Origin of the sequence: Streptomyces poriticola (genome assembly GCF_036689765.1) — a bacterium.
Lineage (GTDB): Bacteria > Actinomycetota > Actinomycetes > Streptomycetales > Streptomycetaceae > Streptomyces > Streptomyces poriticola.
Map to the genome: position 1 here is coordinate 207,371 of NZ_JBAGKH010000004.1, position 26,926 is coordinate 234,296.

At 73.6% G+C, this 26,926-nt stretch carries 29 protein-coding genes; 12 read left to right on the forward strand and 17 right to left on the reverse strand.

Annotation, left to right across the window (positions count from 1 at the left end; all coding sequences use genetic code 11):
• Window positions 1-137: 137 nt before the first annotated feature.
• Window positions 138-2,870, forward strand: a complete 2,733-nt coding sequence (locus V5O46_RS08540; protein ID WP_332883871.1) for a SpoIIE family protein phosphatase — start codon at window positions 138-140, stop codon at window positions 2,868-2,870.
• Window positions 2,871-3,064: 194 nt separating this feature from the next.
• Window positions 3,065-4,429, forward strand: a complete 1,365-nt coding sequence (locus V5O46_RS08545) for an FAD-dependent oxidoreductase (RefSeq protein WP_332883872.1) — start codon at window positions 3,065-3,067, stop codon at window positions 4,427-4,429.
• Between the two features lie 92 nt (window positions 4,430-4,521).
• Here V5O46_RS08545 and V5O46_RS08550 read toward each other — a convergent pair whose 3' ends face one another.
• The 4 genes from V5O46_RS08550 to V5O46_RS08565 are packed head-to-tail and all read right to left on the reverse strand — an operon-like array spanning window position 4,522 to window position 6,681.
• Window positions 4,522-4,896 carry a roadblock/LC7 domain-containing protein gene (locus V5O46_RS08550; protein WP_332883873.1) on the reverse strand — a complete coding sequence of 125 codons (375 nt, stop codon included), beginning with the start codon at window positions 4,894-4,896 and terminating at the stop codon, window positions 4,522-4,524.
• Window positions 4,897-4,937: 41 nt separating this feature from the next.
• Window positions 4,938-5,468 (reverse strand): roadblock/LC7 domain-containing protein, encoded by a 531-nt coding sequence (locus V5O46_RS08555; RefSeq protein WP_332883874.1) that lies wholly within the window; start codon window positions 5,466-5,468, stop codon window positions 4,938-4,940.
• 38 nt (window positions 5,469-5,506) lie between these two features.
• Complete coding sequence (locus V5O46_RS08560; RefSeq protein WP_332883875.1) at window positions 5,507-6,286, reverse strand: hypothetical protein; 780 nt, start codon at window positions 6,284-6,286, stop codon at window positions 5,507-5,509.
• Window positions 6,283-6,681, reverse strand: a complete 399-nt coding sequence (locus V5O46_RS08565; RefSeq protein WP_332883876.1) for a hypothetical protein — start codon at window positions 6,679-6,681, stop codon at window positions 6,283-6,285. Before V5O46_RS08565 ends, V5O46_RS08560 begins: the two co-directional genes overlap by 4 nt.
• Before the next feature lie 255 nt (window positions 6,682-6,936).
• On the opposite strand from V5O46_RS08565, the gene V5O46_RS08570 reads away from it, so the two are divergent.
• The gene (locus V5O46_RS08570; RefSeq protein WP_332883877.1) at window positions 6,937-8,049 is read left to right on the forward strand and encodes a hypothetical protein; all 1,113 of its coding nucleotides are present in this window, start codon (window positions 6,937-6,939) and stop codon (window positions 8,047-8,049) included.
• 125 nt (window positions 8,050-8,174) lie between these two features.
• Here V5O46_RS08570 and V5O46_RS08575 read toward each other — a convergent pair whose 3' ends face one another.
• Window positions 8,175-9,440, reverse strand: a complete 1,266-nt coding sequence (locus V5O46_RS08575; protein ID WP_332883878.1) for a hypothetical protein — start codon at window positions 9,438-9,440, stop codon at window positions 8,175-8,177.
• A 239-nt stretch (window positions 9,441-9,679) separates the two neighbouring features.
• Between V5O46_RS08575 and V5O46_RS08580 the strand changes: the two genes are divergently transcribed.
• The 3 genes from V5O46_RS08580 (at window position 9,680) to tgmB (ending at window position 11,332) form a co-directional block, all read left to right on the forward strand.
• A complete protein-coding gene (locus V5O46_RS08580) occupies window positions 9,680-9,994 on the forward strand; it encodes a YkvA family protein (protein WP_332883879.1) in 315 nt (104 codons plus the stop codon).
• Window positions 9,995-10,140: 146 nt separating this feature from the next.
• On the forward strand, window positions 10,141-10,332 hold the full coding sequence (gene tgmA / locus V5O46_RS08585; protein ID WP_332883880.1) for a putative ATP-grasp-modified RiPP: 192 nt from the start codon (window positions 10,141-10,143) through the stop codon (window positions 10,330-10,332).
• A 16-nt stretch (window positions 10,333-10,348) separates the two neighbouring features.
• Window positions 10,349-11,332 (forward strand): ATP-grasp ribosomal peptide maturase, encoded by a 984-nt coding sequence (gene tgmB, locus V5O46_RS08590; protein ID WP_332883881.1) that lies wholly within the window; start codon window positions 10,349-10,351, stop codon window positions 11,330-11,332.
• A 19-nt stretch (window positions 11,333-11,351) separates the two neighbouring features.
• Here the strand turns inward: tgmB and V5O46_RS08595 are convergent, their stop codons facing one another.
• Both V5O46_RS08595 and V5O46_RS08600 read right to left on the reverse strand, forming a co-directional pair.
• Entirely contained in the window at window positions 11,352-11,555 is a 204-nt protein-coding gene (locus V5O46_RS08595) for a hypothetical protein (RefSeq protein WP_332883882.1), read from the reverse strand.
• Between the two features lie 109 nt (window positions 11,556-11,664).
• Window positions 11,665-12,198, reverse strand: coding sequence for a hypothetical protein (locus V5O46_RS08600; protein ID WP_332883883.1), 534 nt, complete (start codon window positions 12,196-12,198; stop codon window positions 11,665-11,667).
• A 192-nt stretch (window positions 12,199-12,390) separates the two neighbouring features.
• Here V5O46_RS08600 and V5O46_RS08605 point away from each other — a divergent pair, with 192 nt between their 5' ends.
• Window positions 12,391-13,371 carry a GlxA family transcriptional regulator gene (locus V5O46_RS08605; protein WP_332883884.1) on the forward strand — a complete coding sequence of 327 codons (981 nt, stop codon included), beginning with the start codon at window positions 12,391-12,393 and terminating at the stop codon, window positions 13,369-13,371.
• A gap of 18 nt (window positions 13,372-13,389) precedes the next feature.
• Here V5O46_RS08605 and V5O46_RS08610 read toward each other — a convergent pair whose 3' ends face one another.
• The 3 genes from V5O46_RS08610 to V5O46_RS08620 all read right to left on the reverse strand — a co-directional run bounded on the left by V5O46_RS08610 (window position 13,390) and on the right by V5O46_RS08620 (window position 14,891).
• Complete coding sequence (locus V5O46_RS08610) at window positions 13,390-13,650, reverse strand: DUF5133 domain-containing protein (protein ID WP_332883885.1); 261 nt, start codon at window positions 13,648-13,650, stop codon at window positions 13,390-13,392.
• A gap of 174 nt (window positions 13,651-13,824) precedes the next feature.
• Window positions 13,825-14,370: a hypothetical protein gene (locus V5O46_RS08615; protein WP_332883886.1), complete on the reverse strand. Its 546-nt coding sequence runs from the start codon at window positions 14,368-14,370 to the stop codon at window positions 13,825-13,827.
• Between the two features lie 26 nt (window positions 14,371-14,396).
• Window positions 14,397-14,891: an ATP-binding protein gene (locus V5O46_RS08620; protein ID WP_332883887.1), complete on the reverse strand. Its 495-nt coding sequence runs from the start codon at window positions 14,889-14,891 to the stop codon at window positions 14,397-14,399.
• 178 nt (window positions 14,892-15,069) lie between these two features.
• Between V5O46_RS08620 and V5O46_RS08625 the strand changes: the two genes are divergently transcribed.
• The 5 genes from V5O46_RS08625 to V5O46_RS08645 all read left to right on the forward strand — a co-directional run bounded on the left by V5O46_RS08625 (window position 15,070) and on the right by V5O46_RS08645 (window position 19,549).
• On the forward strand, window positions 15,070-15,297 hold the full coding sequence (locus V5O46_RS08625) for a DUF397 domain-containing protein (RefSeq protein ID WP_332883888.1): 228 nt from the start codon (window positions 15,070-15,072) through the stop codon (window positions 15,295-15,297).
• A gap of 321 nt (window positions 15,298-15,618) precedes the next feature.
• The gene (locus V5O46_RS08630; RefSeq protein WP_332883889.1) at window positions 15,619-16,224 is read left to right on the forward strand and encodes a LysE family translocator; all 606 of its coding nucleotides are present in this window, start codon (window positions 15,619-15,621) and stop codon (window positions 16,222-16,224) included.
• A 16-nt stretch (window positions 16,225-16,240) separates the two neighbouring features.
• A complete protein-coding gene (locus V5O46_RS08635) occupies window positions 16,241-16,927 on the forward strand; it encodes a B3/B4 domain-containing protein (RefSeq protein ID WP_332883890.1) in 687 nt (228 codons plus the stop codon).
• Window positions 16,928-17,022: 95 nt separating this feature from the next.
• Complete coding sequence (pdxR, locus tag V5O46_RS08640) at window positions 17,023-18,531, forward strand: MocR-like pyridoxine biosynthesis transcription factor PdxR (RefSeq protein WP_332883891.1); 1,509 nt, start codon at window positions 17,023-17,025, stop codon at window positions 18,529-18,531.
• A 97-nt stretch (window positions 18,532-18,628) separates the two neighbouring features.
• Window positions 18,629-19,549 carry a helix-turn-helix domain-containing protein gene (locus V5O46_RS08645; RefSeq protein ID WP_332884124.1) on the forward strand — a complete coding sequence of 307 codons (921 nt, stop codon included), beginning with the start codon at window positions 18,629-18,631 and terminating at the stop codon, window positions 19,547-19,549.
• A gap of 7 nt (window positions 19,550-19,556) precedes the next feature.
• On the opposite strand, the gene V5O46_RS08650 is transcribed toward V5O46_RS08645, so the two are convergent.
• From V5O46_RS08650 to V5O46_RS08680, 7 genes are all read right to left on the reverse strand, one after another.
• Window positions 19,557-20,375: an SAM-dependent methyltransferase gene (locus tag V5O46_RS08650; protein WP_332883892.1), complete on the reverse strand. Its 819-nt coding sequence runs from the start codon at window positions 20,373-20,375 to the stop codon at window positions 19,557-19,559.
• A 144-nt stretch (window positions 20,376-20,519) separates the two neighbouring features.
• A complete protein-coding gene (locus tag V5O46_RS08655; RefSeq protein ID WP_332883893.1) occupies window positions 20,520-21,794 on the reverse strand; it encodes an ABC transporter substrate-binding protein in 1,275 nt (424 codons plus the stop codon).
• Window positions 21,791-22,939, reverse strand: a complete 1,149-nt coding sequence (locus V5O46_RS08660) for a branched-chain amino acid ABC transporter permease (RefSeq protein ID WP_332883894.1) — start codon at window positions 22,937-22,939, stop codon at window positions 21,791-21,793. Before V5O46_RS08660 ends, V5O46_RS08655 begins: the two co-directional genes overlap by 4 nt.
• Window positions 22,932-23,825, reverse strand: a complete 894-nt coding sequence (locus V5O46_RS08665; RefSeq protein WP_332883895.1) for a branched-chain amino acid ABC transporter permease — start codon at window positions 23,823-23,825, stop codon at window positions 22,932-22,934. Before V5O46_RS08665 ends, V5O46_RS08660 begins: the two co-directional genes overlap by 8 nt.
• The gene (locus tag V5O46_RS08670; RefSeq protein ID WP_332883896.1) at window positions 23,822-24,622 is read right to left on the reverse strand and encodes an ABC transporter ATP-binding protein; all 801 of its coding nucleotides are present in this window, start codon (window positions 24,620-24,622) and stop codon (window positions 23,822-23,824) included. Before V5O46_RS08670 ends, V5O46_RS08665 begins: the two co-directional genes overlap by 4 nt.
• Complete coding sequence (locus V5O46_RS08675; protein WP_332883897.1) at window positions 24,619-25,413, reverse strand: ABC transporter ATP-binding protein; 795 nt, start codon at window positions 25,411-25,413, stop codon at window positions 24,619-24,621. The genes V5O46_RS08670 and V5O46_RS08675 overlap by 4 nt, the downstream gene beginning before the upstream one ends.
• A 188-nt stretch (window positions 25,414-25,601) precedes the next feature.
• Window positions 25,602-26,891: a PucR family transcriptional regulator gene (locus V5O46_RS08680; protein WP_332883898.1), complete on the reverse strand. Its 1,290-nt coding sequence runs from the start codon at window positions 26,889-26,891 to the stop codon at window positions 25,602-25,604.
• Between the last annotated feature and the right edge of the window lie 35 nt (window positions 26,892-26,926).

Genomic DNA, 26,926 nt, shown 5'->3' on the forward strand with positions numbered 1-26,926 from the left:
GGGGCGGCCTGCCCGGGACTCCGGCACCCGGCCGCCGACCAGCCGAACGGCCGGGCGACCCCACGGGACACCTCTCGCGTCACCCGCCACGACAGTGCCTCTCGCCTCACCCGCCACGGCAGTGTAGACATGGGCACATGGTCCGACTAATGGGTCGATCGGGAGCTCGGTCAGCCCGTCGCCCCAGCGGTCCGCCCGCTCGCGGGCAGCGAGACGCACACCGGTCGCGGCGGGAGGGGACCACGGGACTGCGGTCCGCGCTGACCGGACGCAGCGTCGCCGGACAGGTGTTCGTCCTGCAGGTGGTCGTCGTCCTGCTGCTGGTGGCAGCCGCCGTGGTCGCGCTGGTGCTCCAGGGACGGCACGACAGCACCGTCGAGGCCCGCAACCGTTCGCTGGCCGTGGCCGAGACCTTCGCCAACTCCCCCGGCATCCTCGCCGCGCTGCGCAGTCCCGACCCCACGGCGGTGCTGCAGCCGCGGGCGGAGGCGGCCCGGGAGGCGACCGGAGTGGACTTCATCGTCGTGATGAACACCGACGGTGTGCGCTACACCCACCCCCGGCCGGACCGTATCGGCCGGACGTTCGTCGGCACCATCGAGCCCGCACTGCGGGGCGGGACGGTCACCGAGGAGGTGGAGGGGACCATCGGGCAGCTGGTGCAGGCCGTGGTCCCCGTCGAGGAGCCGGGCGGGGACGTCGTGGGCCTGGTGTCGGCCGGTATCACCACCGAGCACGTCGGCGTCACCGCCGGCCGTCACCTTCCCCTGGTGCTCGCCGCCGCGGGCGCGGGGCTGGTGCTGGCCACCGGGGGCACCGCGCTGGTCAGCAGACGGCTGCTGCGCCAGACGCACGGCCTGGGTCCCGACGAGATGACCCGGATGTACGAGCACCACGACGCCGTCCTGCACGCCGTGCGGGAGGGCGTGCTCATCGTCGGCGACGGGGGGCGCCTGCTGCTCGCCAACGACGAGGCGCACCGGCTGCTCGGCCTTCCCGACGACGCCGAGGGCCGGCACGTCGGCGAGCTCGGGCTGGCCGCCGACACCGCGGCGCTGCTGGCCTCCGGGCGCATCGCCACCGACGAGGTGCACCTGGTCAAGGACCGGCTGCTGGCGATCAACCAGCGGCCCACGGACGTGCGGGACGGTCCGGCCGGCAGCGTCGCCACGCTGCGCGACTCCACGGAGCTGCGCGCCCTGTCCGGCCGGGCGGAGACCGCCCGGGAGCGGCTGGAGATGCTGTACGACGCCGGAGTGGGCATCGGCACCAGCCTGGACGTCTCACGCACCGCCGCCGAGCTGGCGGAGGTGGCCGTGCCCCGGTTCGCGGACTTCGCCACCGTGGACCTGTACGACGCGGTGCTGGCGGGCGCCCAGCCGGAGCCGGGGAGCGTCCTGCGGCGCAGTGCGGTCAGCGGGGTGCGCGAGGACGCGCCGCTGTACCCGGTGGGCCACCAGCTCCGGTTCGTGGCCTCCTCCCCGCAGGGCCACAGCCTGCGCACCGGCCGGTCCGTGCTGGAACCGGAGCTCGCCCGGGCGCACGGCTGGCAGGCGCAGGACCTGGAGCGCTCGGCGCAGGTGGTGGAGTACGGCATCCACTCGCTGATCACCGTGCCGCTCCGGGCGGGCGCCCTGGTGCTCGGGGTGGTGGGCTTCTGGCGCAGCGACAAGCCCGCGCCGTTCGACGCGGACGAGCTGGCGCTCGCCGAGGAGCTGGTGGCCCGTGCGGCGGTGTCGATCGACAACGCGCGCCGCTACACCCGCGAGCACAGCATGGCCGTCACCCTGCAGCGCAGCCTGCTGCCGCGCTCGCTGCCGGAGCAGAACGCCCTGGACATCGCCTCCCGGTATCTGCCCGCCCAGGCCGGGGTGGGCGGGGACTGGTTCGACGTGCTGCCGCTGTCCGGGGCCCGGGTGGCGCTGGTGGTCGGCGATGTCGTCGGGCACGGGCTGCACGCGGCGGCGACCATGGGCCGGCTGCGCACGGCGGTGCACAACTTCTCCTCGCTCGATCTGCCGCCGGACGAGCTGCTGACGCTGCTGGACGAGCTGGTCGGCCGGATCGACCAGGACGAGGCGGCGGCGGGCGAGACGGCCCCGGTCACCGGCGCCACCTGTCTGTACGCGATCTACGATCCGGTCTCCCGGATCTGTGCGCTGGCCCGGGCCGGCCATCCGCCGCCGGCGGTGGTGCACCCCGACGGCAGCGTGGACTTCCCCGACGTGCCCGCCGGTCCCCCGCTGGGGCTCGGCGGACTGCCGTTCGAGACGGCCGCGCTGGAGCTGGCGGAGGGAAGCCGCCTGGTGCTGTACACCGACGGGCTGGTCGAGGACCGGGAGCACGACATCGACATCGGTCTGGAGCAGCTGCGCGATGCCCTGGCGGCGGCGGGCGAGTCACCCGAGGACACCTGCCGGGCGGTGCTGGACGCCCGGCTGCCGACCCGGCCGAGCGACGACATCGCCCTGCTGGTCGCCCGCACCCGGGCGCTCGGCCCAGACCGGGTCGCCGAGTGGCAGGTGCCCGCCGATCCGGCGGCGGTCGGCGCGGTCCGCGCCGAGGTGACCCGGCGGCTGGCCGAGTGGGACCTGGACGAGCTGGCGTTCACCACCGAGCTGATCCTGAGCGAGCTCGTCACCAACGCCATCCGGTACGGCGCCGAGCCCATCCGGGTGCGGGTGCTGCGCAACCGCACCCTGGTCTGCGAGGTGTCCGACAGCACCAGCACCTCGCCGCATCTGCGGTATGCGGCGATGACGGACGAGGGCGGGCGCGGCCTGTTCCTCGTCGCCCAGCTCGCCGAACGCTGGGGCACCCGCTACACCCCGGAGGGCAAGGTCATCTGGGCGGAGCAGCCGATTCCCTGACCGGCCGGGCGGCGACCCTCGCCCGGCCGGCGCGGCGGACCGCCGGTACCGGGAGAACGGCACCCCAATCGTGACCTTGGGGCGCCATAAGCCCGCCTTATGAGCTCATAGACCGGACCCGCGTACCGACTTAGGCTTGCCTTAGTTTAGGCTCTCGACGAGTTGATCTGTCACCGCTCGAAGGGAACCTGATCATGCCCCGCCCGCTGCGGGTAGCCATCGTCGGCTCCGGCCCGGCCGGAATCTACGCCGCCGACGCCCTGCTCAAGTCCGAGGTGGCCGCCGGTCCCGGCGTGTCCATCGACATCTTCGAGCGCATGCCCGCCCCGTTCGGACTGATCCGTTACGGGGTCGCCCCGGACCACCCGCGGATCAAGGGCATCATCACCGCGCTGCACCAGGTGCTCGACAAGCCCCAGATCCGCCTGTTCGGCAACGTCGACTACCCGACCGACATCAGCCTGGACGACCTGCGCACGTTCTACGACGGTGTGATCTTCGCCACCGGCGCGACGGCCGACCGGGCGCTGCCGGTCCCCGGCATCGATCTGGACGGCTCCTACGGCGCCGCGGACTTCGTCTCCTGGTACGACGGCCACCCGGACGTCCCGCGCACCTGGCCGCTGCAGGCGGAGAAGGTCGCCGTCCTCGGGGTCGGCAACGTCGCCCTCGACGTGGCCCGGATCCTCGCCAAGACGGCCGACGAGCTGCTGCCGACCGAGATCCCGGCCAACGTGTACGACGGCCTCAGGGCGAACCGGGCCAAGGAGATCCACGTCTTCGGCCGCCGCGGCCCGGCGCAGGCGAAGTTCAGTCCGATGGAGCTGCGGGAGCTGGACCACTCCCCGAACATCGAGGTGATCGTCGACCCCGAGGACATCGACTACGACGACGGCTCGATCGCCACCCGGCGCGGCAACAAGCAGGCCGACATGGTCGCCAAGACGCTGGAGAACTGGGCGATCCGCGACACCGGCGACCGGCCGCACAAGCTGTTCCTGCACTTCTTCGAGTCGCCCACCGAGCTGCTCGGCGAGGACGGCAGGGTGGTCGGCCTGCGCACCGAGCGCACGGCGCTGGACGGCACCGGCAACGTCAAGGGCACCGGGGAGTTCAAGGACTGGGACGTCAGCGCGGTCTACCGGGCCGTCGGCTACCTCTCCGACCAGCTGCCCAAGCTGCCGTGGGACCTGGAGTCGGGCACCGTCCCGGACGAGGGCGGCCGGGTGCTGCAGGAGTCGGGGGAGCATCTGCAGTCGGCCTATGTCACGGGCTGGATCCGGCGCGGCCCGGTGGGTCTGATCGGCCACACCAAGGGTGACGCCAACGAGACGGTGACCAATCTGCTGGACGACTACGCGGCCGGCCGGCTGCACACGCCGTCCGCGCCCGGCCCCGAGGCCGTGGACACGTTCCTGGCCGAGCGGAACGTCCGCTTCACCACCTGGGACGGCTGGTACCGGCTGGACGCAGCGGAGAAGGCGCTGGGCGAGCCGCAGGGCCGCGAGCGGGTGAAGATCGTCGAGCGCGAGGACATGCTCCGGGAGAGCGGCGCCTGAGAGCACCGCCCGCGCCCGGTGCCGGTGGCCACGGCTGGCCACCGGCACCGGGCGCACCCGTGCTCAGCCCCGGAGCCGGGAACCGGTTCGCATCAGACCTCCAGCTCGCCCTCGATCCGGCGCAGCTGGTGCCGGGCCATCGCCAGGTTGGCCCGGCCTGCGTCGAGCACCAGGTACAGGAACAGCCCGTTGCCGCCACGGCCCTTGAGCAGCCGGATCATGTGGTACTGGGTGCTGAGAGTGATCAGGATGTCCTCGATCTCCTCCGTCAGGCCGAGGTGCTCCATGGTGCGCAGCTTGGCCCGGACGACATCGGTGTTGCCGGCGGCGGCCACCTCCAGATTGAAGTCCTTGGTGCCGCCGAGGGTGCCTAGGGCCATGCCGCTGGTGTAGTCGACCAGCGCGGCGGCCGTCGCCCCGTCGATGGAGCTGAGGCATTCCTTGAGCGACGTCTCCAGATTGGCCATGGTGTCTTCCTTCCGTACGTGATCGGTACGTGATCGGTGGATCAGACCGGCCGGCGGTGGCCGCCGGCCGAGGGGCGGGGCTGGTGGGCGGGGCGGGGCGGGGTGCGCACCGGCAGGGTGCCGATGGGCCGCGCCGGGTCCGCGGGAGCGGCGGCGGTGCGCGCGCCGGGCGCCGGCTGTGCGCCGGTCCGCGTCCCGTCGCCGCCGGCCGCCATGAGCTCCGCGATACGGGCTCCGCTGCGCCGGCCCTCCAGGTGCAGCCGGCCGACGTTGACGCGGGCGTCGGCGAGAAGGGTGAGCACGACGGCCGGGCCGGCCGCGTACGTGGCGACGTAGCCGTGGGCGCCGCGCAGCAGCAGTTCACGGAACGCGCCGCGCCCGGTGGCGTCCGTGGTGCGCTGGGCGACGCCGAGGGCGGCGGCGGTGAGGGCGGCGAGCCCCTCGGGTTCGGCGCCGGGGGCGTCGTGGGCCAGGACGAGCCCGTCGACCGTGGCCGCGAGCGACCCGGTCACCTGGGGCACGCGGTTGCGCAGTCGGTGCAGCTCGTCCAGGACGTCCCTCTCGACGGCCATGAGCAGTCTCCTTTCGGCACGCTGTCGGCGCGCGCGGATCACAAGGCCTCCAAGGCGTCTCGAAGCCGCCGCAGCAGGGCCGTGTCGGGGTCGTCCCATGCCGTGCCGCAGGGATCCGGACCGCCGGGCGCCGGTGGCGGCGCGGGCCGGGGCGAGGCGGTGGTGACGAGTCCGCCGGCGGCCAGGCGGCGCAGTTCGACCAGGGTGTGGTAGGTGCGGCAGGCGAGGGCGGCGGCGATGTCCGCGGCCGTGCGTACGCCGTCGACCTGTTCGAGGATCCGGCCACGGCGCACCGGCAGCTCAGCGGCCCCGGCGCCCGGTGCGCGGGCGAGCGGGGCGACGTCGACGGCCGGGTCGGGCCAGATGCGCTCCAGCAGGGTGCGGCGGCGCCGGGACTCGCGGACGACGGCGTCGACGGGGACGGAGCGGACGGTGCCCAGCCAGTGCGCGGCGCCGGGCCGGAAGCGGTGGGGACGGGTGTCATGGGCGAGGGCGAAGTACGCGGCGTCGAAGAGCGCCCCGAGATGACAGACCTCCAGCGCCCCCGCCGAGACCCGTCCGCTGTCCACCAGCCGGTGCCCGACCCGGTGCCGGGCACCGTCCCGGGCGACCGCCTCCCACCAGCCGTCGGCGGCTACGGCGCCGCTGTGCGTGAGCAGCGCCCGCAGGCCGGGGGTGAGCGCGGACTCGACGTGCACGATGCGGCCGGAGACGAGATAGAACACGCCGCGTTCACCGGACAGGGCGCCGGTGGCGCGGTCGGCCGCCAGGGCGGCCAGCGAGGCGGAGGTGGTGCCGTGCGCGGTCCCGGTCGTCATCCCAGCACCAGTCGGTCCGCCGTCTCGGCCAGCCGGATGCGGGCCAGTGCCAGGTTGCCGTCGTTCCGGTCCAGCCACAGGTGCAGCAGGACGGTGCTGTCGAACGGCGTGCCGACGAACCTCAGCAGGTGGTAGGAGTCGGCGGTGGTGACGATCAGATCCTCGACCGGGGGCTCCTTGTCCGCCGCGGCGCCGCGCCCGGCCGGGGCGAGGGTGCCGCTCTCGGCGGCCAGCCGGGCGAGTTCGGCGGTCTCCGCGGCGCTCGCCTCCGCATCGCCGCCCGGCGCCTCGCCCACCGTGCCCAGGGCCAGCCCGCTGATCCAGTCCACCAGGGACACGCCCCGGGCCCCGGGCACCCGCATCGCCTCGAGCAGGCTCTCGTCAATTCCGGGCACGCCGGTTCCCCTCCCCTGGCACCCCTGTGCCGCGAACGTGACGCCGACACTACGGAAAGTGCACGCATGAGGTGAGGGGTTTGGCATTTTCCAGGGGAACGTGCCCGGGGTGGTGCATAATTCGGCCGGATCCGGCCCCCTGACATCCTGCCGCACCCGTCCGGGCGGCGTCCGTCCACCGGGCCCCGGGTGAGATCCTCCGGTCTGCGACGACCATACTGGTCTGTACACCTACTCCCGTCTTCGGATGGACTCATGCCGACCTCTCCCCCGGATCGCCCCACGCTTCCGCCCACCGTGTGGCCGGCGCGTGGCCGCCACGTCGGATCCGGCGCGGAGGACCTGCTGCTCCGCACACTGCGGCAGCGCAGGGACTCCGGTGCCGTCGACGCCTTCCTGGAGCCGCCGGAGGACGAGGACGGCCCCGGCCCGCGGGTCTTCGAGGCCCGCTGGACCGTGGCCGGGGACGGAGGCGAAGACGTCACCGTGCGGGCCCGGCTGACGCTGGCACCTGGCTCGGCGGGCGGGCAGGAGTGGACGCTGGTCGCGGAGGCCGAGGGACCCTGGGACCCGGCGTGGCCGTCCCCCGCCGCCGTGTTCTGGCCCGAGGACCCGGACGTCCCCTGGGACCGGGACGCCGCCACGGGACTGCGGCTGCGCGGGATCAACACGCTGCCGGACGACGACCGGACGGTCCGCCGGCTGCTGCGGGACGCGGCGCGGCACTCGTGGCAGATCCATGTCGTCGTCCACGAGGCGATGACCCCCGACCACCGCGGGCGGATGCCGCTGGCCGGGTGGCTGCCGCCCGGGCTGCGGCACCGTGTGGTCGAGCACCGCGCCGCGCCGCAGCAACTGCGGGCGGCGAACTGGGCACTCCAGGACCACGGCGTGCAACTGCCGCGCGGCGGCGCCGTGGTGCTGCCCGGCACACCGGCCCCGGCCGGCCACGACCCACAGGCGTTCACGGTCCGCTCCGTCTTCCTCGACGGCTCCGAACCCGCCGATCTGATCGCGGCGGTCACCCGGTTCGCCGCGCTCGACCGGCCGCTGCCCGAGGGCGCCGAGGAGGCGCTCGCGGCGCTGCGCGAGGAGTGGCGGCTGCTGACCCTCGAGGAGGAACTGGCCCGTGAACGCAGGCTGGTCGCCATGTACGCCGAGGCGCTGGAGGCCATGACCAGGTCCCGGGACCTGTACCGGGAGGCCGCCGAGCGCGCCAACGAGGCACTGGCCGCGTGCCGCGACTCCGCTCGGGCCGCGGAACCGTCCCGCGCGGTGCTCCCGCGACGTTTCCTGACCCGCACCCTGGAGCGACTCAGGAGCCTGCGGCCGGGCCCGGGCCCGGGCCCGGCCGGGCCGGGGAACTGACGGCCCGGCAGGCGCCCGGCCTCCGCCTGCCGCCGGCGCCGGGCTTCCGGCTTCCGGCTTCGGCTCCCGGGGCACTCGCGGCCGTGGTGGCGGGCCCCGCCGGGTGACCGTGGGCGGCAGTGCGGTCAGTCCGCGGTGCGGCTCGTCCCGGCCGCCGGGCGGCGGGGCCGGCGGGCGGCGGGCGACTGTGCCGCCACCTGTACGCACAGCGCCGTCAGTGCCACCAGGGACGCGGCCACGGCCACGGCCGCGGCGACCCAGCCCGGCGCGAGTGTGAGGTCCAGCACCCGGGACGCGCCGGCCGTGGGAGTGGCGCTGCCGTACAGCTTGGCGGCGGCCAGCGCGGCAGGCCCCGCCACCCCCGCGGCGAGCACGGGCACCGCGGGCCGCACCGTCAGCAGCAGGGCGAGCACCAGGCAGAGCGCGGACAGGCCGAGGGCGACGGCGTACACCCGGACGGAGGCGCCGTCCGGCTGCGGCGGGAAGAAGGCGACGCCGCAGCCGGCGAGCGCGGCGACGGCGAGCCGGACGGGCCGGGACGGGCCGCGGTCGGCCGGCCGCCCCGGACACCGGCGCGCGACCCGGAGGCGCCGCGGGCCGCTGCGGCCTTCGCGGCCGGAGGGCCGGGTGCCGGCAGCCGGTGGTGCGTCGTCGTCGGGACCGGCCGCGCCGCCGTTCCGCCGCGGCCGGTCGGGGGCGCCGGTGTCCTCCGCGGCGGGCGACGGGGCGGCGTCGGGCCGGTAGGCGGGGTCCCGGCGTTCCTCGGCGAGCCGCCCGATGAGTTGGACGAGTTCCGCTACGGACCGGCCGGTGGCCGCGGCCCGCACCGCCTCCCGGCCGCAGTGCGGCTCCAACGGGGTGCGGTGCAGCAGCGCCATCAGCCGGGTCACGTCCTCCACCGACCGGTGCTCGGCCGCCGCGCGGATCGCCTCGTCCGCACTGGCGGGGTGACGGGGCGGCCTGGTGAGCAGGCCCACCAACCGGGTGACGTCCTCCACCGACCGGTTGACGCCGGCCGCGCGCAGCGCATCGACCGTCGCCTGTGCGTACTCGGGCGACTCCTCCAGCATCGCGATCAGGGCGACGACCTCCTCCAGCGGCCGGTCGGCGACCGCGGAGCGCACCAGGTCGGCCGCCGGGTCGCCGTAGGACTCCGTCGCGTCCGGGTGGGCGGAGGGTGCGTCCCCGGACGCACCTGCCGGGGCCGGGGGCGCCGATTCCGGGGCCGGGTCGGGCCACGGGTCGGGCCACGGGTCGGGGTCGAGGCCGGTGAGTGCCGGGGCCGTGGTGCTGCTGTGTGTGCCGGTGGCGGTGGCGGTCTCGGCTGTCGGCAGGTCCACGGGGGCTATGGCGTACTCGTCCGAACAGGTGGTTGAAGAGCCGGTGGTCATGGTCTGCTCCGTGTGAAGGGGGTGCGGCCGCTCCTGCGTCCCCGACATGCGACACGCGACATGGTGGTGACCATTACTAAGCTGCCCCGCCCCGGCCCGCCACTCGGACCGGCCACCCGGGGGAGCCACCCGCCCGGCAGCCATATGTGTGCTCCCAAGGGGAATCCCGTAGAGGACGCGTGTGTGCAAGGGCACCGGAGCGGTGCACCGGACACGGACCGACCATGAGGAGGGGGCGGGTGGACACGACCACGGCGTGGATCGTCGCGGCCATGGCGCTCGCGGCGGTCGTGCTCGCTCTGGCCGTCGCCGTCCTGGTGCGGCTGGTACGGACCCGACGGGATCTCAGGAGATCCGGGCTGCCGACGGGCCCGCGCTGGGTCTTCTGGGGCGCCGTCCTCTATCTCGCCCTGCCGGCGGACCTGTTGCCCGATCCGGTGTACCTGGACGACATCGGTGTCCTGCTGCTGTCCCTGCGCAGCATGCGCGGCTCCCTGGGCGAGCGGGGACGGCACCCCGAGCCGCGGCGACCGGATCACGAACCCATGGCTTGACTACGCAGCGTAATACTACGCAGCGTGAGGAAACCATTCACCCGTTCGATTCGTATAAGTCTCTGGAAGCCGAAGCAAGTCGGCGGACCGGCCGAAGGCGCTGCTGGACCACCGCCTGCTCGGCGAGCACCGACGAGGGAGAGACGATGCAACCGTTCGCGCTCAACTACGCACGTCCCGCAGCGGAGTTGGAAGCGGCCACTCCGTACGTCTACGACTCCGGGCTGCAGTTGAACGTGCTCCTCGACGGCCGGGTGGCGGCCCGGGACCACGCCCTGCTCCGGGAGCTGGGGACCACGACCTCCACCGCGGGCTCGAAGACTCACTTCGACGACTGAACGCGGACCGCCGAACATGACCGTATTGATCCTGACCTGTGAAGAGGACGTCACCGCCGACATGGTGGTCGTGCACCTGCACGAGTCGGGGGTCCCGGTGGTGCGACTGGATCCGGCCGACCTGACCGGGTCCGTCGCCCTGTCGGGGGAGTACGTACACGGCTCCTTCCGCGGCCATCTGTCGTCCGGGGGCCGGATGGTGAGCATCGGGGGGCTGCGGTCCGTCTGGGTGCGCCGGCCGGGCAGCCCGGCCGGGCGCGCGGCCGAACCGTCCGCATGGCTGACGGAGGAGTCCGGGCAGGCGCTCTACGGCATGCTGCGCGGCTCGGAGGCACGCTGGATGAACCATCCCGACGCCGCCCGCCGGGCCCGGCACAAGCCCTGGCAGCTCCGGCTGGCCCAGCAGTGCGGCCTGCCGGTGCCGGCCACGCTGATCACGACGTTCCCGCGGGCGGCTCGGGAGTTCGCCGAGCGGTATCCGGACCTGGTGGTCAAGCCGGTCTCGGGCGCCCATCCGCAGGATCCGCCGCGGGCGGTGCCGGCCAGCCGGGTTCCGCCGGAGACGGACTTCGCCGCCGTCGCGTTCGGCCCGACCCTGCTGCAGCGGCGGGTGCCCAAGCGCGCCGACATCCGGCTCACCGCCGTCGGCGAGCGGCTGCTGGCCGCCCGCAAGGCAACCGCCGTGAACGCGGACCCCGGGGACGTGGACGTCCGGTTCACCGCCTCCGCCGAGCCGTGGCGTCCCGCAGAGGTGCCGCCGCGCGTCGCCGAGGCCGTCCGGGAGTACCTCCGGTCCTCCCAACTGGCCTACGGTGCCTTCGACTTCGCCGAGGACGGCGACGGGACCTGGTGGTTCCTGGAGTGCAATCAGTCCGGCCAGTTCGGCTTCGTCGAGGTGGACACCGGTCAGCCGATAGCCCGGGCCGTCGCCGACTGGCTGGCCCGGCCGGATCCGGCGGATCGGGTGCAGCCGGGGGGCGCGGACACCGCGGTCATCTGATCCGGGCGGGGCAGGGGGGTCAGTCGGGGCGCGGCCCGGGGAGGGTGCCGGCGCGCTGCCAGCCGTTGCCCGGGGCCGGGGGGCGCTCCCCGCCGGGCGTGTGCCGCGGGCGCATGACGACCTCCAGTTCCCTGCTCACGCGCTCGGCCTCCCGGCGCACCTGCGCGGGGACGTCGCCGCATTCGGCGACCAGTCGGTCGTAGATGGGGGAATCCTGGAACACCCGTCAACGTGCCTTTCGTGTCGTCAGCCCCTGTGCGTCAGGCGCGAGTGAGCAGTCTAGGGGGACGCTCACCCGGCGGGGTGCGATCCGTCCAGCCGGTGACGGGACCTCAGGCACCGGTGGTGGAGCCGGGGCGGACGATCATCAGGACGGTGACCGTGGCCCACAGCAGGTTGAACACACCGGTGAACATGGCGAGGCGCGCGGTACCGGCGCGTTCGACGGGCCGGTGCTGTGTCAGCCGGTCCAGGAGCTCCTCCTGGCGGGGCAGCACGAAGGCGACCAGGACACCGGCGGCCGCGGTGGTCAGGGTGATGGAGACCACAAGCCATGTGTCGCCCAGGACACCCATGGCGAGCGCGGTGGCGAGGCCGAGGACCGGCACCGCGATGCCGAGTCCTGCGTAGACCCGGCAGATGCGGTGCAGCAGCCGTACCGTGGCGACGCCCCCGGCACCACCGGCACCACCGGCGCCGTCCGGGTCCGGCAGGAGGCCGGCCAGGTCCGGCGCGGACCCGGCGGTGTCCGTGCCGGACAGGGCTGCGCGGCGGACCGCGGGCGGGAACATGCTCGCGGCGACGGTGACCGGACCGACGGCCAGGATGGCGGCCAGGACGTGCAGCGACAGCAGGAACTTGGTCATCGGCGGGGCTCCGGGGCGTGACGGTGGTCGGAAATCGATCACCCACGCTAGGAATCCGCCGCACGCTCGCACAGGGGCCGGAACGACAGCTTGCAACGGGTTCCCGCCAAATCCCCCACCGGCCGGAAGTCCCCGGTACCGGATGTGACCTGGGCTCCCCCCACCGGCGGGATCCCGCCTATCGTGGCGAGCATGCACACCGTGGCGATCCTGGTCCTGGACGATGTGGTGCCCTTCGACATGGCGGCGCCCTTCCAGGCCTTCGACTGGACGCGGCTGCCCGACGGGCGCAGCCCCTACCGGGTCCGGCTGTGCGCCGAGCAACCGGACGTGCGCACCAGGGGTCTGGCGCTGCGGATCGACCGGGGACTCGACGCGCTCCGGGACGCGGACACGATCATCGTCCCGGGCCGCTCCGACGAGTCCGGCCCGCCCTCCGGCCGGGTGCTGGACGCACTCCGGCAGGCGGCCGTGGCCGGCACCCGGATCGCCTCGGTGTGTGTCGGGGCCTTCGTCCTCGCCGAGGCGGGGCTGCTGGACGGGCTGCGGGCCACCACGCACTGGTTCGCGGCCGAGGAACTGGCCCGGCGCTATCCGCGCGTCGAGGTGCAGCCGGACGTGCTGTACGTGGACAACGGCCAGATCCTCACCTCGGCGGGTGCCGCCGCGGGACTGGACATGTGCCTGCACATGATCCGCGGCGACCTCGGTTCGGCGGTGGCCGCGCATGCCGCGCGCATGTGTGTCGTGCCGCTGGAACGGGAGGGCGGGCAGGCGCAGTTCATCGTGCACGAGCATCCGCCGGTGCCCCGCGGGTCCGGCCTCGAGCCGGTGCTGGAGTGGATCGAGGACCAGCTGGCCGGGGAGATCACCCTGGCTGCGATGGCGGCGCACTCGGGGATGAGCGAGCGGACCTTCAGCCGGCGGTTCCGCGAGCAGACCGGCACCACCCCGCTGCAGTGGGTGCTCCGGGCACGGGTGCGGCGCGCGCAGTATCTGCTGGAGAACAGCGAGCACCCGGTGGAACGGATCGCCCGGCAGGCGGGGTTCGGTTCCCCGACGGCCTTCCGGGAGCGGTTCCGCCGGGTGGTCGGCACCACGCCCTTCGCCTATCGTGCGGCGTTCCGCGCCCGGCCGGCCCGCCCCTCGGCCGCCTCGCCCGACCGCGGCTGAAGCCCGGCCGCCCGCGGGTCACACCGCCAGCGACAGGCCGCTCTCCCCGTCCCGGCCGCCTGTTGCGGCACCGGTCCGGCGCCCCTGGGCGAGCAGCAGGGCGTCCGCCTCGGCCACCGCGTCGTGAATGCCGGTCTTCCCTGTGATCACGCACAGCGTGTAGCTGACGTCCGCCAGCTCGCGCGCCGTGGCCGGGCTCTCCCCTTCCGCCTGAGCGATCCGCAGTGACGCGTACCGCGTCAGCAACTCCCTGACGACCTTCGGGTCCGGTACGAGCACGAAGCGCCCCTCTCTCCTTTTTCGCTCCCTGTGCCCGGACCCGGCAGAAACATGCACACCATCGGCCCGTCACCGCCCAAATGACGAGAATCAATCATCTTTCGACCGTGCAGTCTCCGTAACCGACGAAGTTTCGACCGAAAAGCATCGGCCACGGTGTGTGACGGCCGGGTGCTACTCGCCGAGCACCCGGGCCAGTTCGGTGGTGGCACGGGCGATCTCGCTGTCGTCCTCGGCCAGCAGCCGCGGCAGGTCGGCACGCCGGGCGCGGACCGCCCGGCGGGCCGCGCGCTCCCACGCCACCGGGTTCTCGCGGTGGTTGAGCAGCTTGGGGTAGACGGCGGCGGTGCTCTCCCACTGCCGGGCGTCGGCGATGTCCTTCAGCAGGCGGATGATCTGCGCCCGGCTGCCGACGCCGGGGAGCTGGGCCAGCTCCCACAGGAAGGGCACGGTGGCGGCGGTGGCCTGCTCGACGACGAAGCCGTACTGGCAGATACGGGTGCGCAGGTCGGTCAGGGCGGCACGGGCGGTCTCGGTGTCGCCCCAGGCCACGCGCTTCAGGAGCAGCGGGATCGCTGCGGCCGAGCCGCTGGAGTCCTGGATCTCGGCCCAGGGGATCCGGTCGACACCGGCGAGGGGGGAGGCCGGGGCGGACCCGGTCGGCGAGGTACGGCCGTGGGCGCGCCGGGTGCTCGGCTGCGGAGTCGGAGCGGTGCGCATGGGGGGCCTTTCCGCGGCAGTCGGGGTCAGTTGCGGGGACGGGTCGACAGCTGGGCCCAGACGGTCTTGCCGACGGGAGGTCTGGGGGTCCAGCCCCAGTCCTCCGCCAGGGCGTCGACGATGCACAGTCCGCGTCCGTGCTCCCGCAGGACGGGCCGGCCGGACGGTGCGAACACGGGTGCGGCGTCGGTGAGGTCGGAGACGGTCAGTGTCACGCGACCGCGGTCCGGAGCGAGCCCGAGCCCGACCTCGACGGTGCCTGCCGCCGCCGCGGGAACGGCGTGCGCCACGGCGTTGGCGGCCAGTTCGGTCAGGACCAGCACGGCGTCGTCGCAGCGGTGGTCGAGTGCCCAGCCGTGCAGCGTGTCCCGGGCGAACGCGCGCGCCCGGGCGAATCCCTCCGCACTGCACGCGACGCGCAGCACCGCCGATGTCACCCGGCGGTCGCCCCCGTCCGTTCCGCCGGTCGTCGGGGCGAGTTCGCTCCGCGGCGGGAGCGTGCGGTGCGCAGGTGATGACACGGCATCTCCTCGATGCGACGTCAGGCCGGGGCGCCTCCACGGGGGTTGACGCCCCGGCTATTATCCACGCTGTCAGCGCTCGCATGCAATTGCACGCGAAATTGCGCGAGAATTCGGCTGGGAGCCGACCCGGGCCCGCAGGGTCCGCCGGGCTCCCCCGAGAGGCAAGGAGACCGCGGTGCCACCAGTACGCAACGGAGTGCGGGCCAGCTCGCTGGACGTCCGCTGGACCAAGAGCCGGCACAGCAACGCCGAGGGCAACTGCGTCGAGGTCGCCCCGGTGGACGGGGGCATCGCGATGCGCAACTCCCGTGACCCGGACGGGCCGGCGCTCGTCTACACGCCGGCCGAGGTGGCGGCCTTCCTGGCCGGGGCCAGGGACGGAGAGTTCGACCACCTGCTGTGAGCGCCCGGCCGGACCGGAGACGGCCACGCCGATGGCGCCGACTGCCCCTTGCGGCGAAAAGGTGACCGTCCCCACCCTCGGGCCTGTCGACCGGGCGCCTGGACTCCTTCACCGGCAAGCGCAACCGACTACCCGGTCCGGCCTGGCGCTCAAGGCCTTGGTGACCACGTGCATCTGCCAGTGAGAAGGCTGTGGCCCGGAGGGGCGTACTTCGCAGTCGGCTCGACCTTATGGACCATTTGGCTCGGCGTACTTTGGCTCTGTCCACCGCACCATGGCCGGGGCAGGGTTGGGGGGACCTTGAACCTTGTGGAGGTCTCCTTGAGCATCGCGTTCCTGCTGACCACCTTGGTCGTGGTGGTCACCCCCGGCGCCGGAGTGGTGTACACCCTGGCTGCCGGATTGTCCCACGGCCGCCGGGCGAGCGCGGTCGCCGCACTCGGCTGCACCCTTGGCATCGTGCCGCATCTGGTGGCGACGATGACCGGCCTCGCCGCGCTGCTGCACACCAGTGTCGTCGCCTACGAGGTCGTGAGGTACCTCGGTGTCGGCTACCTCCTGTACATGGCGTGGGCGACGCTCCGCGACAAGGAGGCGCTGTCCGTCGAGGGGGAGGCCGAGCCGCGGCCGGCGGCCCGTGTGATCGCTTCCGGGGTACTGATCAACCTTCTCAACCCGAAGCTCACGATATTCTTCGTCGCGTTCCTGCCGCAGTTCGTGCCCGCCGACCAATCCGGCTCCCTTGGAGCGATGCTCCGGCTCAGCGCCGTTTTCATGGCGCTGACTTTCGTCGTCTTCGTCGCGTACGGGATGTGTGCCGCCGCCGTACGACACCGCGTGCTGGCCAGGCCGAGGGTGATGACCGGCATCCGCCGGGGGTTCGCCGCCTGCTTCGCGGGCCTGAGCGCGTGGCTGGCGGTGGCGTGAGATGCGCTTCCGGCACGTGGACGCAATCTGGTCCGACCACCCCGAACTCGCCGCCGGTGCGCTGTGGGCCACCGGCGTTGACGCCGCCGCCGATGTCGGCCCGCGCGTCGCTGAGTACACGGCCCGCGCCGCTGCCCGGCTGGCCGGTGCCGCCGAGGGTGGGTTCCCCGAAGTGCTGGCCTGGCGGCGGGTCTTCTCCCGGATGGGGCTCAAGCCGACGCAGTACCGCTGCGCCTCGGAATCGCTGCTGCGGCGGCTGAGGAAGAAGGGAGAACTGCCGCGCATCCATCCGGTGATCGACTTGTGCAACGCGATATCGGCTGCATACGCAGTGCCGGTGGCGGTCCTCGACACGGACCGCATCGCAGGCCCGCTGCTGGAGGTGCGCTACGCCCGCGGTGACGAGCACTACACGACCTTCGGCGGCGGCACCGAGCACCCTCAACCCGGCGAGGTGACCTTCACCGACTCCGTCGGACGGGCGCACGCCCGCCGTTGGACGAACCGACAGAGCGGCCACTCCGCGGTCGGTGAGCGCACCAGCCGGATCCTGGTGGTGGCGGAGGCCATGCACGACGGCGGAGCCGAGGTCGTGCCGGAGCTACTGAAGACGGTGGCCGAGGAACTGGCCGCGCACTGGCCGACCGACCCCGCGGCGGCCGTCCTCACCCCGCCCGCACCAGAATTCGTCTTCGGCGGGTAGGGCCCTGGTGAGCCTGCAGAACTGCGGTGGCGTATGACACCATCGGCCCGGTGAACGAGGGGAGACGGGTAGCGGACGGAACGGCCGCCGTACCCATGACGGCAGCCACGTCGGCGGACTGCGGATCCCCGGCCTACGGCTCCGATTTCCTGCAGCTCGACGCCGGTGACGCCCCCACCGGTCGCAAGGTGGACTGGCTGGCCCGACGGCTGCGGCAGGCTGTCGCTGACGGCCAGCTGACGGTGGGCAGCAGGCTGCCGCCCACCCGGGCGCTGGCCGCGGAACTGCGCGTCTCGCGCGGGGTGGTCACCGAGGCGTACCGGCGGCTGGCCGAGGACGGCTACGTCGAGGGGCGTCGGCGCGGTGGAACGGTGGTGGTCGCGACACCTCTCTTGCAGCCGTCGACGCCCTGCGGGACCAGGCCGTGCCGGGGCCCGGCGCCAGTCGCCGCCGACCGTGCGCCAGGCACGCTGTTCGCCGGCGAACCCGATGCCGACGTCTTTGACGCGCTGCGTGCTGTCCGCGCGCGCATCGACTTCACCCCCGGCCAGCCCGACCTCAGCGCGTTTCCCCGGGCGTCGTGGCTGCGCGCCGAACGGGCCGTGCTCGCCGAGCTGTCCGCCGACAACCTCGGCTACGGCGACCCCCGCGGAGCCCCACCACTGCGCCGCGCCGTCGCAACCTGGCTGGCGACCAGCCGCGGCATCCGGGTGGAGCCGGACGAGGTGCTGGTCGTCGCCGGCACCGCGCAGGCCCTCACGCTGCTGCACCCCGTGCTGCGAGCGGACGGCATCGACAGTGTTGCGGTTGAGGACCCCGGCTCGCTCGGCACCCGCCAGCACCTGCGGAACGGAGCCCTGGCTACCCCACCGGTGCCGGTCGACCGCGATGGCGTGCGCGTCGACGCACTGCGCGCCACCGGTGCCCGCGCGGTGCTGCTCACGCCCGCCCACCAATTCCCCACCGGTGTGTTGACCAGCGGCCAGCGCCGCCGCGAGCTGCTGCTCTGGGCGAAGGACGGTGGGATGATCATGGAGGACGACTACGATGCGGAGCACCGCTACGACCGGCCGCCGGTGGCCGCGCTGCGCGCGTTGCTGGCCGACCAGGTGTGCTACATGGGCAGCGTGTCCAAGCTGCTCGCGCCCGCGCTGCGGATCGGCTGGGTGGTACCGCCGCCCCGCTACCGCGACGCGCTGACCGACGCGAAACGCTTCACCGACCTGGGCAATGCTGTGCTGCCGCAGCTGGTACTCGCCCGGCTGATGGAGTCCGGCGACCTGGAGCGGCATTTGCATCTGATGCGCGGCCGTCACCGGCGGCGGCGCGACGCGATGATCGACGCCATCGCCGAGCACCTGCCGGGCGCTGTCGTGCACGGCGCAGCGGCCGGCCTGCACCTGACCGTCACGTATGCACCGGAGGTGCCGGACACCGAGCTCGCCGCCGCCGCGCTCGCCCAGGGCGTGAAGTGCCAGCCGCTGTCGTGGCACCGGCAGATGCCCGGCCACCCCGGCCTCGTCCTCGGCTACGCGGCCACCCCGCCGGGGGCCATCGCCGAAGGAGTGGCGGTGCTTGGAAAGGCGCTGCGCGAGCTGGTCTGACGCCTCCTTCGGACGAGGTTGCCGACGCTGTATGCGGTGAGGCGGCAGCGGATGGGATAGTGTGGTTCTCGACTCTGCCGGTCTGCTGGGAGCCAGGATGTCCGCCTCGTCGCATCGCCTCTCCCGACTCGAACCCTATCTGGACCGGCCCGAGCCGGCTCCCACCCTGCTGAAGATGCTCGTCGGGGTGCAGCTGGCGGGGTTCCGTGAGGATGCCGGTCTGGCACAGGACCAGGCCGCCCGCGAGCTGGGGTTCAGCGCGGCGAAGCTGTCCCGAATCGAGTCGGGCAAGGGCCGCAGGCCACCGGCCGAGTCCGACGTCCGGGCCCTGCTGCGGCTGTACGGCACGGACGACTACGAGACCTCGGTGCTGGTCAAGCTGCTGCAGCGGGCCGGTGAACCCGGCTGGTGGCAGCGGTACGACAAGCGGCTGATGCCGGAGTGGTTCGACCGGCTGGTCGGGCTGCAGGAGGCCGCCGCGACCATCCGGACGTTCGAGATCCAGTACGTTCCCGGGCTGCTCCAGACGGCGGACTACACCCGCGCGGTGGTACGGCGGGGTCTGCCCAACGCACCGGCCGGAGAGGTGGAGCGGCGGGTCGAGCTGCGGATGCGCCGGGCGGAGCTGCTGCGGCGCGCGGACGCCCCGCAGCTGTGGGCGGTCATCGACGAGTCCGTGCTGCTGCGGGTGCTGGGCAGCCGCGCGGTGATGCGGGAGCAGCTCGCCCATCTGGTGGAGATGGCCGGCCGGCCGCAGGTGACGCTGCAGATCGTGCCGCTGGACGTGACGCATGCGTCGGCGCCCGCCATCCCGGTCACCTATCTGCGGTTCTGGGGCGCCGACCTGCCCGACGTGGTCTATCTGGAGCACATCCGAAGCGCGAACTTCCTGGAGGACCGGGACGAGACCGAGGAGTACCGGGTGGCGCTGGACCGGCTCGCCGACGAGGCGCTCACCCCGCGCGAGTCGCTGGAGCTGCTCCGTACGACGCTGCAGGCCCGCTACCCGGCGGAGTGAGAGGGCGTCAGCGCAGGCGCCCGAGGCCGCCGAACTCGATCCACTCCTGAGTGAGCTGACGGGGCGCCACCTCGTTGTCCGGCCGCCAGGTGGAGACCTCCACCAGTCCGGGCTCGAGGATCTCCATGCCCTCGAACCACTCGGCGACGTCCTTCTCCTCGCGCACCCGGCCCCAGTTGCCCTGCGTCGCCTGGTCCATGAAGGCGGTGACCGACTCGCGGACCTCAGGGTCGTCACTGACCAGCTGGCACATCACGGCGTAACTGCCCGGCGCGAGCCGCTCGGTGACCCTGCGGACCACGGCCGCCGGCCCGTCGGTCACGCTGTCGGGGATGCAGTGGAAGACCGAGTTGAACAGCACCGCCACCGGCTGGGAGAAGTCGATCAGGCGCCGCGTGTCGGAGTGGGAGAAGATCTCGTCGGTCGAGCGCATGTCCGCGTGGATGACCGCGGTGCGGTCGTTCTGGTCCAGCAGCGCACGGCCGTGGACCAGGACCATCGGGTCGTTGTCCACGTAGACGACCCGGGACTCGGGGGCGACGTGCTGTGCCACCTGATGCACGTTGTCCTGTGTCGGCAGGCCGGATCCGTGGTCCAGGAACTGGCGGATGCCGTACTCCTCGGCGAGGGTCCGGACGACCCGCTGCAGGAAGCGCCGGTTGTTCAGGGCCAGCGCCCGGGTACTGGGGACCACCTTGTCGAGTTCCCCGACCGCCGCCCGGTCGGCCGCGTAGTTGTCCTTGCCGCCCAGGTAGAAGTCGTACATACGGGCGGCTGTCGGCACATTGGCGTCGATCTCCGTGGACAGCTGCTTGTCGCCCTGCATCTTTCCCCCAGCTCCCTGCGGCGCCAACTGCACTGACGGGACAGAGAGTACAACGTGACGCAGGTCTCTTCCACGGGATCCGGCGGACGTGCGGAGGCACCCGGTCCGGGCGGGAGGGGCGTCCCGCCCGGACCGTGCCGCGGGTCAGTCGCGTCCGGCCAGGTAGTCCTCCGCGCCGGGCACCTTGCGGGTGTCCTCGGCGATCACCAGTCCGCCGACGGCCTTGCGGTCCGGCCGGAGCACATAGGAGGAGGTGCTGGCGGGACGGGTGACGTCGGTGAAGTCCTGCGGGGTGCCGAGGCCGGTGTCGGCGTCGTCCTGCGAGCGGTGCGCCGCGACCACGTCCTCCCGGGCGAGGCTGCCCAGTGCGCAGGCCTTCTTGAGATCGTCGCCCATGACCAGCGCGGCGTTGTACCCGGACAGCACACCGGAGTCGACCGGGGAGTCGGGGTACTTCTCCCGGTAGTCACGGACCATGCGTTCCACACCGGGCAGGTCGGCGCTGACGGCCGGGGCGGCGCTCACCACGTGCAGCATCGCCTCCAGAGCGTCCGCCGCCGGCGTCTCCGTCAGCTGCGGGGCGTAGCCCGGTGCGCTGCTGACCACGGGCACCTTCAGGCCGCGGGAGGCGGCCACGCCGACGAGGGAGGCGGTCTGGGCCGGGCCCGCGCTGATGAGGACGGCGTCGACCCCGGCCTTCTGCAGCGCGGAGACCTGCGCCGACAGATCGGTATCGGTGGCCTTGATCTTCTGTTCGACGACCGTCAGCCCGGCTCTCCGTGCGGCCCACTGCGAGCCCTCCAGCGCATTGGCCCCGTAGTCGCCCTCGAAGTAGACGTGCCCGATCGTGCCGCCCTCGGCGACCTTCCCGGTGCGGGTGAGGAAGTCGACGGCGGCGATCATGTCGATGTCGTAGGTGGTGCCGAGCACCTGGACGGAGTCCTTGCCCAGCAGGGAGGCCGCCCAGCCCTGCGGGAAGGTCAGCAGCTGGTCCCGTTCGATGTCGTCGAGCAGGGCCGCGACCACGGGCGAGCCGATGACCTGGGGCAGCGCGACGACGTCCGGGGCGATGTCGGCGTAGGCGGTGACCGCCTTCTGCACGTCGTAGCCGTGGTCCTTGACGACGATCTCGATCTCCCGGTCGCAGATGCCGCCCCGGTCGTTGGTGTCGTCGGCCCACATCTGCTGGGCCTGCACGATGCTCTTGCCGAGCGTGGCGTAGGGCCCGGTCAGATCGGTGAGCGCGCCGAGTCTGATGGTGTCGGCGCCGACGCCGGGGCCGGTGGTGACGCCGCCGGCGCTGTCCGCGCCGCTGCCGCCGGCCTTCGAGCTGCATCCGGTGGCCGCGACCAAGAGGGCGGCGAGGGCCGCGACGAGAGTGGTACGGGGGGCGCGGGGCCTGGGGTGCGTGACGTTCACGGGGTGTGCTCCTTGGTTCGTACGGCGGTCGCGGAGGGCCCGGACGGAGTGCCGGGGGCGGAGGGACGGGGACGGGGGTTCCGGGGGCGGAGCCGGTCACGGGTGCGGAGGGCCAGTCCGTGCAGTCCGTCGGGGGCGTAGAGCAGGATCACGACGATCGCCGCGCCGTAGAGGTACCGGGCGGCCTCGGTCGGACCGATCGCCCCCTCGCCCGTACCGGGCGCCGTGACCAGCGGCAACCGGTCGGCGTAGCGGGTCAGCAGCAGCGGCAGCGCGGTGACGAAGACCGCGCCGGCCGTGGCTCCGGCCACCGAGCCGAGCCCGCCGATCACGATCATGGCGAGGTAGTCGACGGAGAGGGCGAGGGAGAAGTAGTCGGGCACCACGCGCCGGAAGGACAGGGCGAGCAGCACCCCGGCTAGTCCGGCGTACATCGAGGAGACGACGAACGCGGCCGAGCGGTAGCGGGCCACGTGCACGCCCATCACACCGGCGGCGGTCTCGCTGTCCCGCAGGGCGGCCAGGGCCCGGCCGGGGCGGCCGCGCAGCAGGCCGCGCGCGGTGAACCAGGTGAGCGCGGCCAGCGCCAGGCCCAGGTACCACAGGCGCTCCTCGGCGCCGAAGGGCACCCCGAGGACGGTGAGGCCGGGGTCGCTGCCGGCGAAGGTGAACCCGCCGATCTCCAGCGGCGGCACGGAGCGGCCGTTGAAGCCGCCCGTGACGGAGTCCGCGGTGAGCAGCACGTGATGGCCGAGGAATACCAGGGCGAGCGTGGCCACGCCCAGGTAGATGCCGCGCACCCGGCCGGCGACGGGGCTGAACAGGCCGCCCGCGGCGCCCGCGAGCAGCACGGCGAGCACCATGGCGACGGCGGGCGGCAGCCCGGGACCGGGTTCGCCCGCCAGCCAGACGTATCCGTAGGCGCCGACGGCGAGGAAGAAGGCGTGGCCGAGGGAGAGCTGGCCGGCGGTACCGCTGAGCAGGGCGAGGCCCACGGCGCCGATGGCCGCCGCCATGGAGAACAGGCCGATGCGCAGCCAGAACGCGTCGAGGTAGAAGGGCGGGAGGCACAGCAGCAGGAGAGGGAGCAGGAGCCTGCCGCGCTTGAGGAGGTCGGACCTGCCGCGCTTGAGGAGGTCAGACACGGGCCGCTCCCTTCGCCGCGAACAGCCCGGCCGGGCGCACCAGGAGGACGAGGACCATCACCGCGTAGGGGGCGACGCCGGCGAAGCCCTCGCCGAGGACGTGCAGATCGGACTGGTAGCCGGCGACGAACGCCTCGGTCAGGCCGATCAGCATGCTGCCGACCAGGGCGCCGACCGGGGAGGCCATGCCGCCGAGCACCGCGGCCGGGAAGGCCTTGAGGGCGATCTGCCCGGTGGTGCGTTCCAGACCGGGGGCCGGGAAGGCGACGAGGAAGACGGCGGCCAGCGCCGCCAGCGCGCCGGCCAGGCACCAGGCGACGGTGCGCACCCGGGACAGGCGCACCCCCATCAGGGCGGCGGCCTCGGCGTCCTCGGCCGCCGCGCGCAGCGACAGGCCCCAGGGGGTGAACCGGAAGAGGGCGAAGGCCCCGGCGATGACCGCGGCGGACACCACGATGGCGGCGACCCGGCTGTCGGCGACGGTCACCGGTCCCAGTTCGGTGACCGCGTCGCCCCAGGGGTCGCCGAGGCTGAGCAGGTCACCGCCGATGCGCCGGGCCAGGTCGGTGACGAGGACGATGTCTATGCCGATGGTGACGATGGTCTGTGTGTGGGCGGCGTGCGAGTCGGTGCCGATCCGCTGCAGCAGCCGGTCCAGTGCCCCGGCCACGAGCCCCGTGACCACGACCGCCAGGGCGAGCGCTCCGGCGAAGCCGAGGTCGTCGTGGAGGACGGCGACGAGGTAGCCGCCGAGCAGCAGCAGGGAGCCGTGGGCGAAGCTGAGCACGCCGGAGGCCTTGAAGACGGTGACGAAGCCGAGGGCGATGAGGGCGTAGACCGAGCCGAGGGCCAGGCCGTTGAAGAGGCTGTCGAGCACACCGGTCATGCCGCGTCCTCCCCGGTGCCGTCGGTGCCGAGGTAGGCGCGCAGCACCTCGGGGTCACGGCGGACCTCCTCCGGGGTGCCGTGCGCGATGACCTTGCCGAAGTCGAGGACGGTGACCTCGTCGGCGAGCCGCATCACCAGGCCCATGTCGTGCTCGACGAGCAGGACGGTGAGGCCGAGTTCGGCCCGGACGTGCCGGACCACCTCGGCGGTGCGGGCGCGTTCGGCGGCGTTCATGCCGGCCACGGGTTCGTCGAGCAGCAGCACGGTGGGCTCCAGGCAGAGGGCGCGGGCGAGTTCGACCCGCTTGCGGTCGCCGTACGGCAGCAGGGCGACCGGCTGGTCGAAGTGCGCACCGAGGCCGGTGAGTTCGGCGATCTCTCGGGCCTTGGCGAGGTGTTCGCGCTGTTCGCGCACGGCGGCCGGCAGGCGCAGCGCGCTGGCCGTGAAGCCCGCGCGGGTCAGGGCGTGCCGGCCGAGCATCAGGTTGTCGGCGACGGTGCCCGCGGTGGTGACGATGTTCTGGAAGGTGCGGGCGACGCCGAGGGCGGCGATGCGGTGCGGAGCCAACCGGGTCAGCTCCGCGTCGCCGTGGCGGACGCTGCCGCGGGCGGGCCGGTGGAGGCCGGACAGGACGTTGAAGCAGGTGGACTTGCCGGCGCCGTTGGGGCCGATGACGGCGTGCACGGTACCGGGGGCGACGGTGAAGGAGACGGCGTCGAGGGCGGTCAGCCCGGCGAAGCGGACGGTGACGTCCTGGACCTCGAGCGGGTGCGGGGATGCGGTTCGGGTGGTCACGCGGCCCCCTGACCGGCTTCGCCGTCGTCGGCGGCCTCGCCCAGGTAGAGGCGGCGCACGGCATCGGTGCGGGCGAGTTCGCCCGCCGGTCCGGACAGCCGGACCTCGCCGACCTCCAGGACATGGGCATGGCCGGCGAGGGACAGGGCCATGCCCGCGTTCTGCTCGACGAGCAGTACCGCGGTGCCCTGGGCGTTGATCTCGCCGATCACCTCGGCGATGCGCTGCACCATCTGGGGGGCGAGGCCGAGGGAGGGTTCGTCGAGCAGGAGCAGGCGCGGGGAGGCCATCAGGGCACGGCCGATGGCCAGCATCTGCTGCTCGCCGCCGGAGAGCAGGCCGGCGGCCTGGCGGGTGCGCTCGGCGAGCCGGGGGAAGAGGGCGAAGACGCGGTCGCGGGCCCCGCGGATCCGCGCGGGGGCGCGGCGGGACAGGCCGAGCCCGCCCGCCTTCAGGTTCTCGTCGACGCTGAGCCCGGCGAACACGCGCCTGCCCTCGGGCACCTGGACGACACCGGCGCGGACGGCGGCCACCGGGTCGCGGCCGTCGAGGACCGTCCCGCCGTAGCGGATGCGGCCGGCCGTGACGGCGCCGCGGTGCAGGCGCAGCGTCCCGGACACGGCTCGCAGCAGTGTCGTCTTGCCGGCGCCGTTGGCGCCGAGCAGGGCGACGGCACCGCCGGGCGGGACGGTCAGCGACACGGATCGGAGGGCGGACAGGGCGCGCCCGTACGTGACGTCGACTTCCTCGACGTGCAGCGTGGGCGCCTCGTCCGGTGGTGCTTGGGGCATTGCGGCTCCTGGACACCGTGCCGGGCCCGGCGCGGTTCGGGGTGTCGTTCGGACGTTCGATGAAGAACGCGCTCACGACAGCACGGGTGCCGGGGCCGGTACAGCGCTCGGGCCGGGGCCGCTGCGGGGTGACAGTGCTGCGCCGGTGGGGCTGTGCGGCTGCCCAGCCCCACCGGCGGGCGTCCGGCTCAGCGCAGGAGTCTCCTGGCGGTCAGGGCGAGGCTGACCTCCACCACGTCGGCGGGCCGGGTCAGGGTGCGGCCCGTGAGCTGCTCGCAGCGGCGCAGCCGGTTCAGGACGGTGTTGCGATGGCAGTAGAGGCGTTCGCCCGCGCGCTGCGCGGAGCCTCCGCAGGCGAGCCAGGTGGTGAGGGTGTCGAGCAGTACCTGGCGGTCGGCGGGCTCCAGGCGCAGCAGGGGACCGAGCACCCGGTCGGCGAGGGCGCGGCCGAGTTCGGGGCTGGCGACGACCAGCGCGGCGGGAAGCTGGTCGGCGAGGCGGACGGTGCCGCCGGCGTCCGGGCAGATGCTGAGGGCGGTGTCGGCGAGCCGGCGGGCCTCGCCGACGGCGGCCAGTCCGTCCACGGGACTGCCCACTCCGATCCGGACGCCCGGTGCGGGGTCGGCGGGAGCGGGGGCGGGTCCGGGGAACTCGCCCCCGCCGAGCAGGACGATGCCGTAGTCCACGTCCGCTCCGGTGTGCCAGTGGACCCGCAGCGAGTCCGGTACGGCGGCGGCTCGCGCGTCCGCCGCGCAGTGCGCGGGGAGGCTTCCGGCGACGGCCACGACGGCGAACCGGCCGTGCTCGGGCAGGTCGAGGGCGTGTGCGGCCTCGGGCAGATCGGCGATCCGACTGGTTCCGTCGAGCAGCGCGGCGGCCAGCAGCCGGGTCCGGTTCTCGCGGCGCCGGCTGAGCTGCCACTCGACCTGCCGGTAGGCGTCGGCCACGAGGGTGCAGTGCTGGTCCACGAAGTTCCACACGTCCGCGGCCACGTGCACCAGCAGACGGACGTCCTCGGGGGCGGTGCGGGAGGTCTCCTCGACCAGACGCTGCCACACCAGGGAGCCGCCCAGCCGGAACGCGTGCAGCAGGGCGTCCAGCGGCAGTCCCTGCTCGGCGCGGGTGGCGCCGATCCGCCAGGAGCAGTTGCGGGCGGCCTCCCGGGCGCTGCGCGGGTCGATCAGCGAGGCGACGCTGTGCCGCAGCGAGCGGTGCACCTCCTGCCAGGTGCCGGTGGGGTCACCGGTGACGGCGGCCCGGTAGGCGGGCTCCTGCTCCTGCAGAAGGGCCACCAGCCGGTCGGTCAGGTCGGGCAGGTCGTCGAGCAGGACACCGGCGGCCCGGTGCAGGACGCGCAGTGCGTCGGCATCGGTCAGTGACCGGACGGCCCGGGTCCGTGGACGCGGCACGGGTGTGGGTCCGGTGCGGAACGCGGCTCGTGGCCGGGTCGTGTGCTGTGTCGCGGCAGCGTGGTGCATCGCGGCCCTCCCCCAGGCTCGGGCTTCCGGCGGCG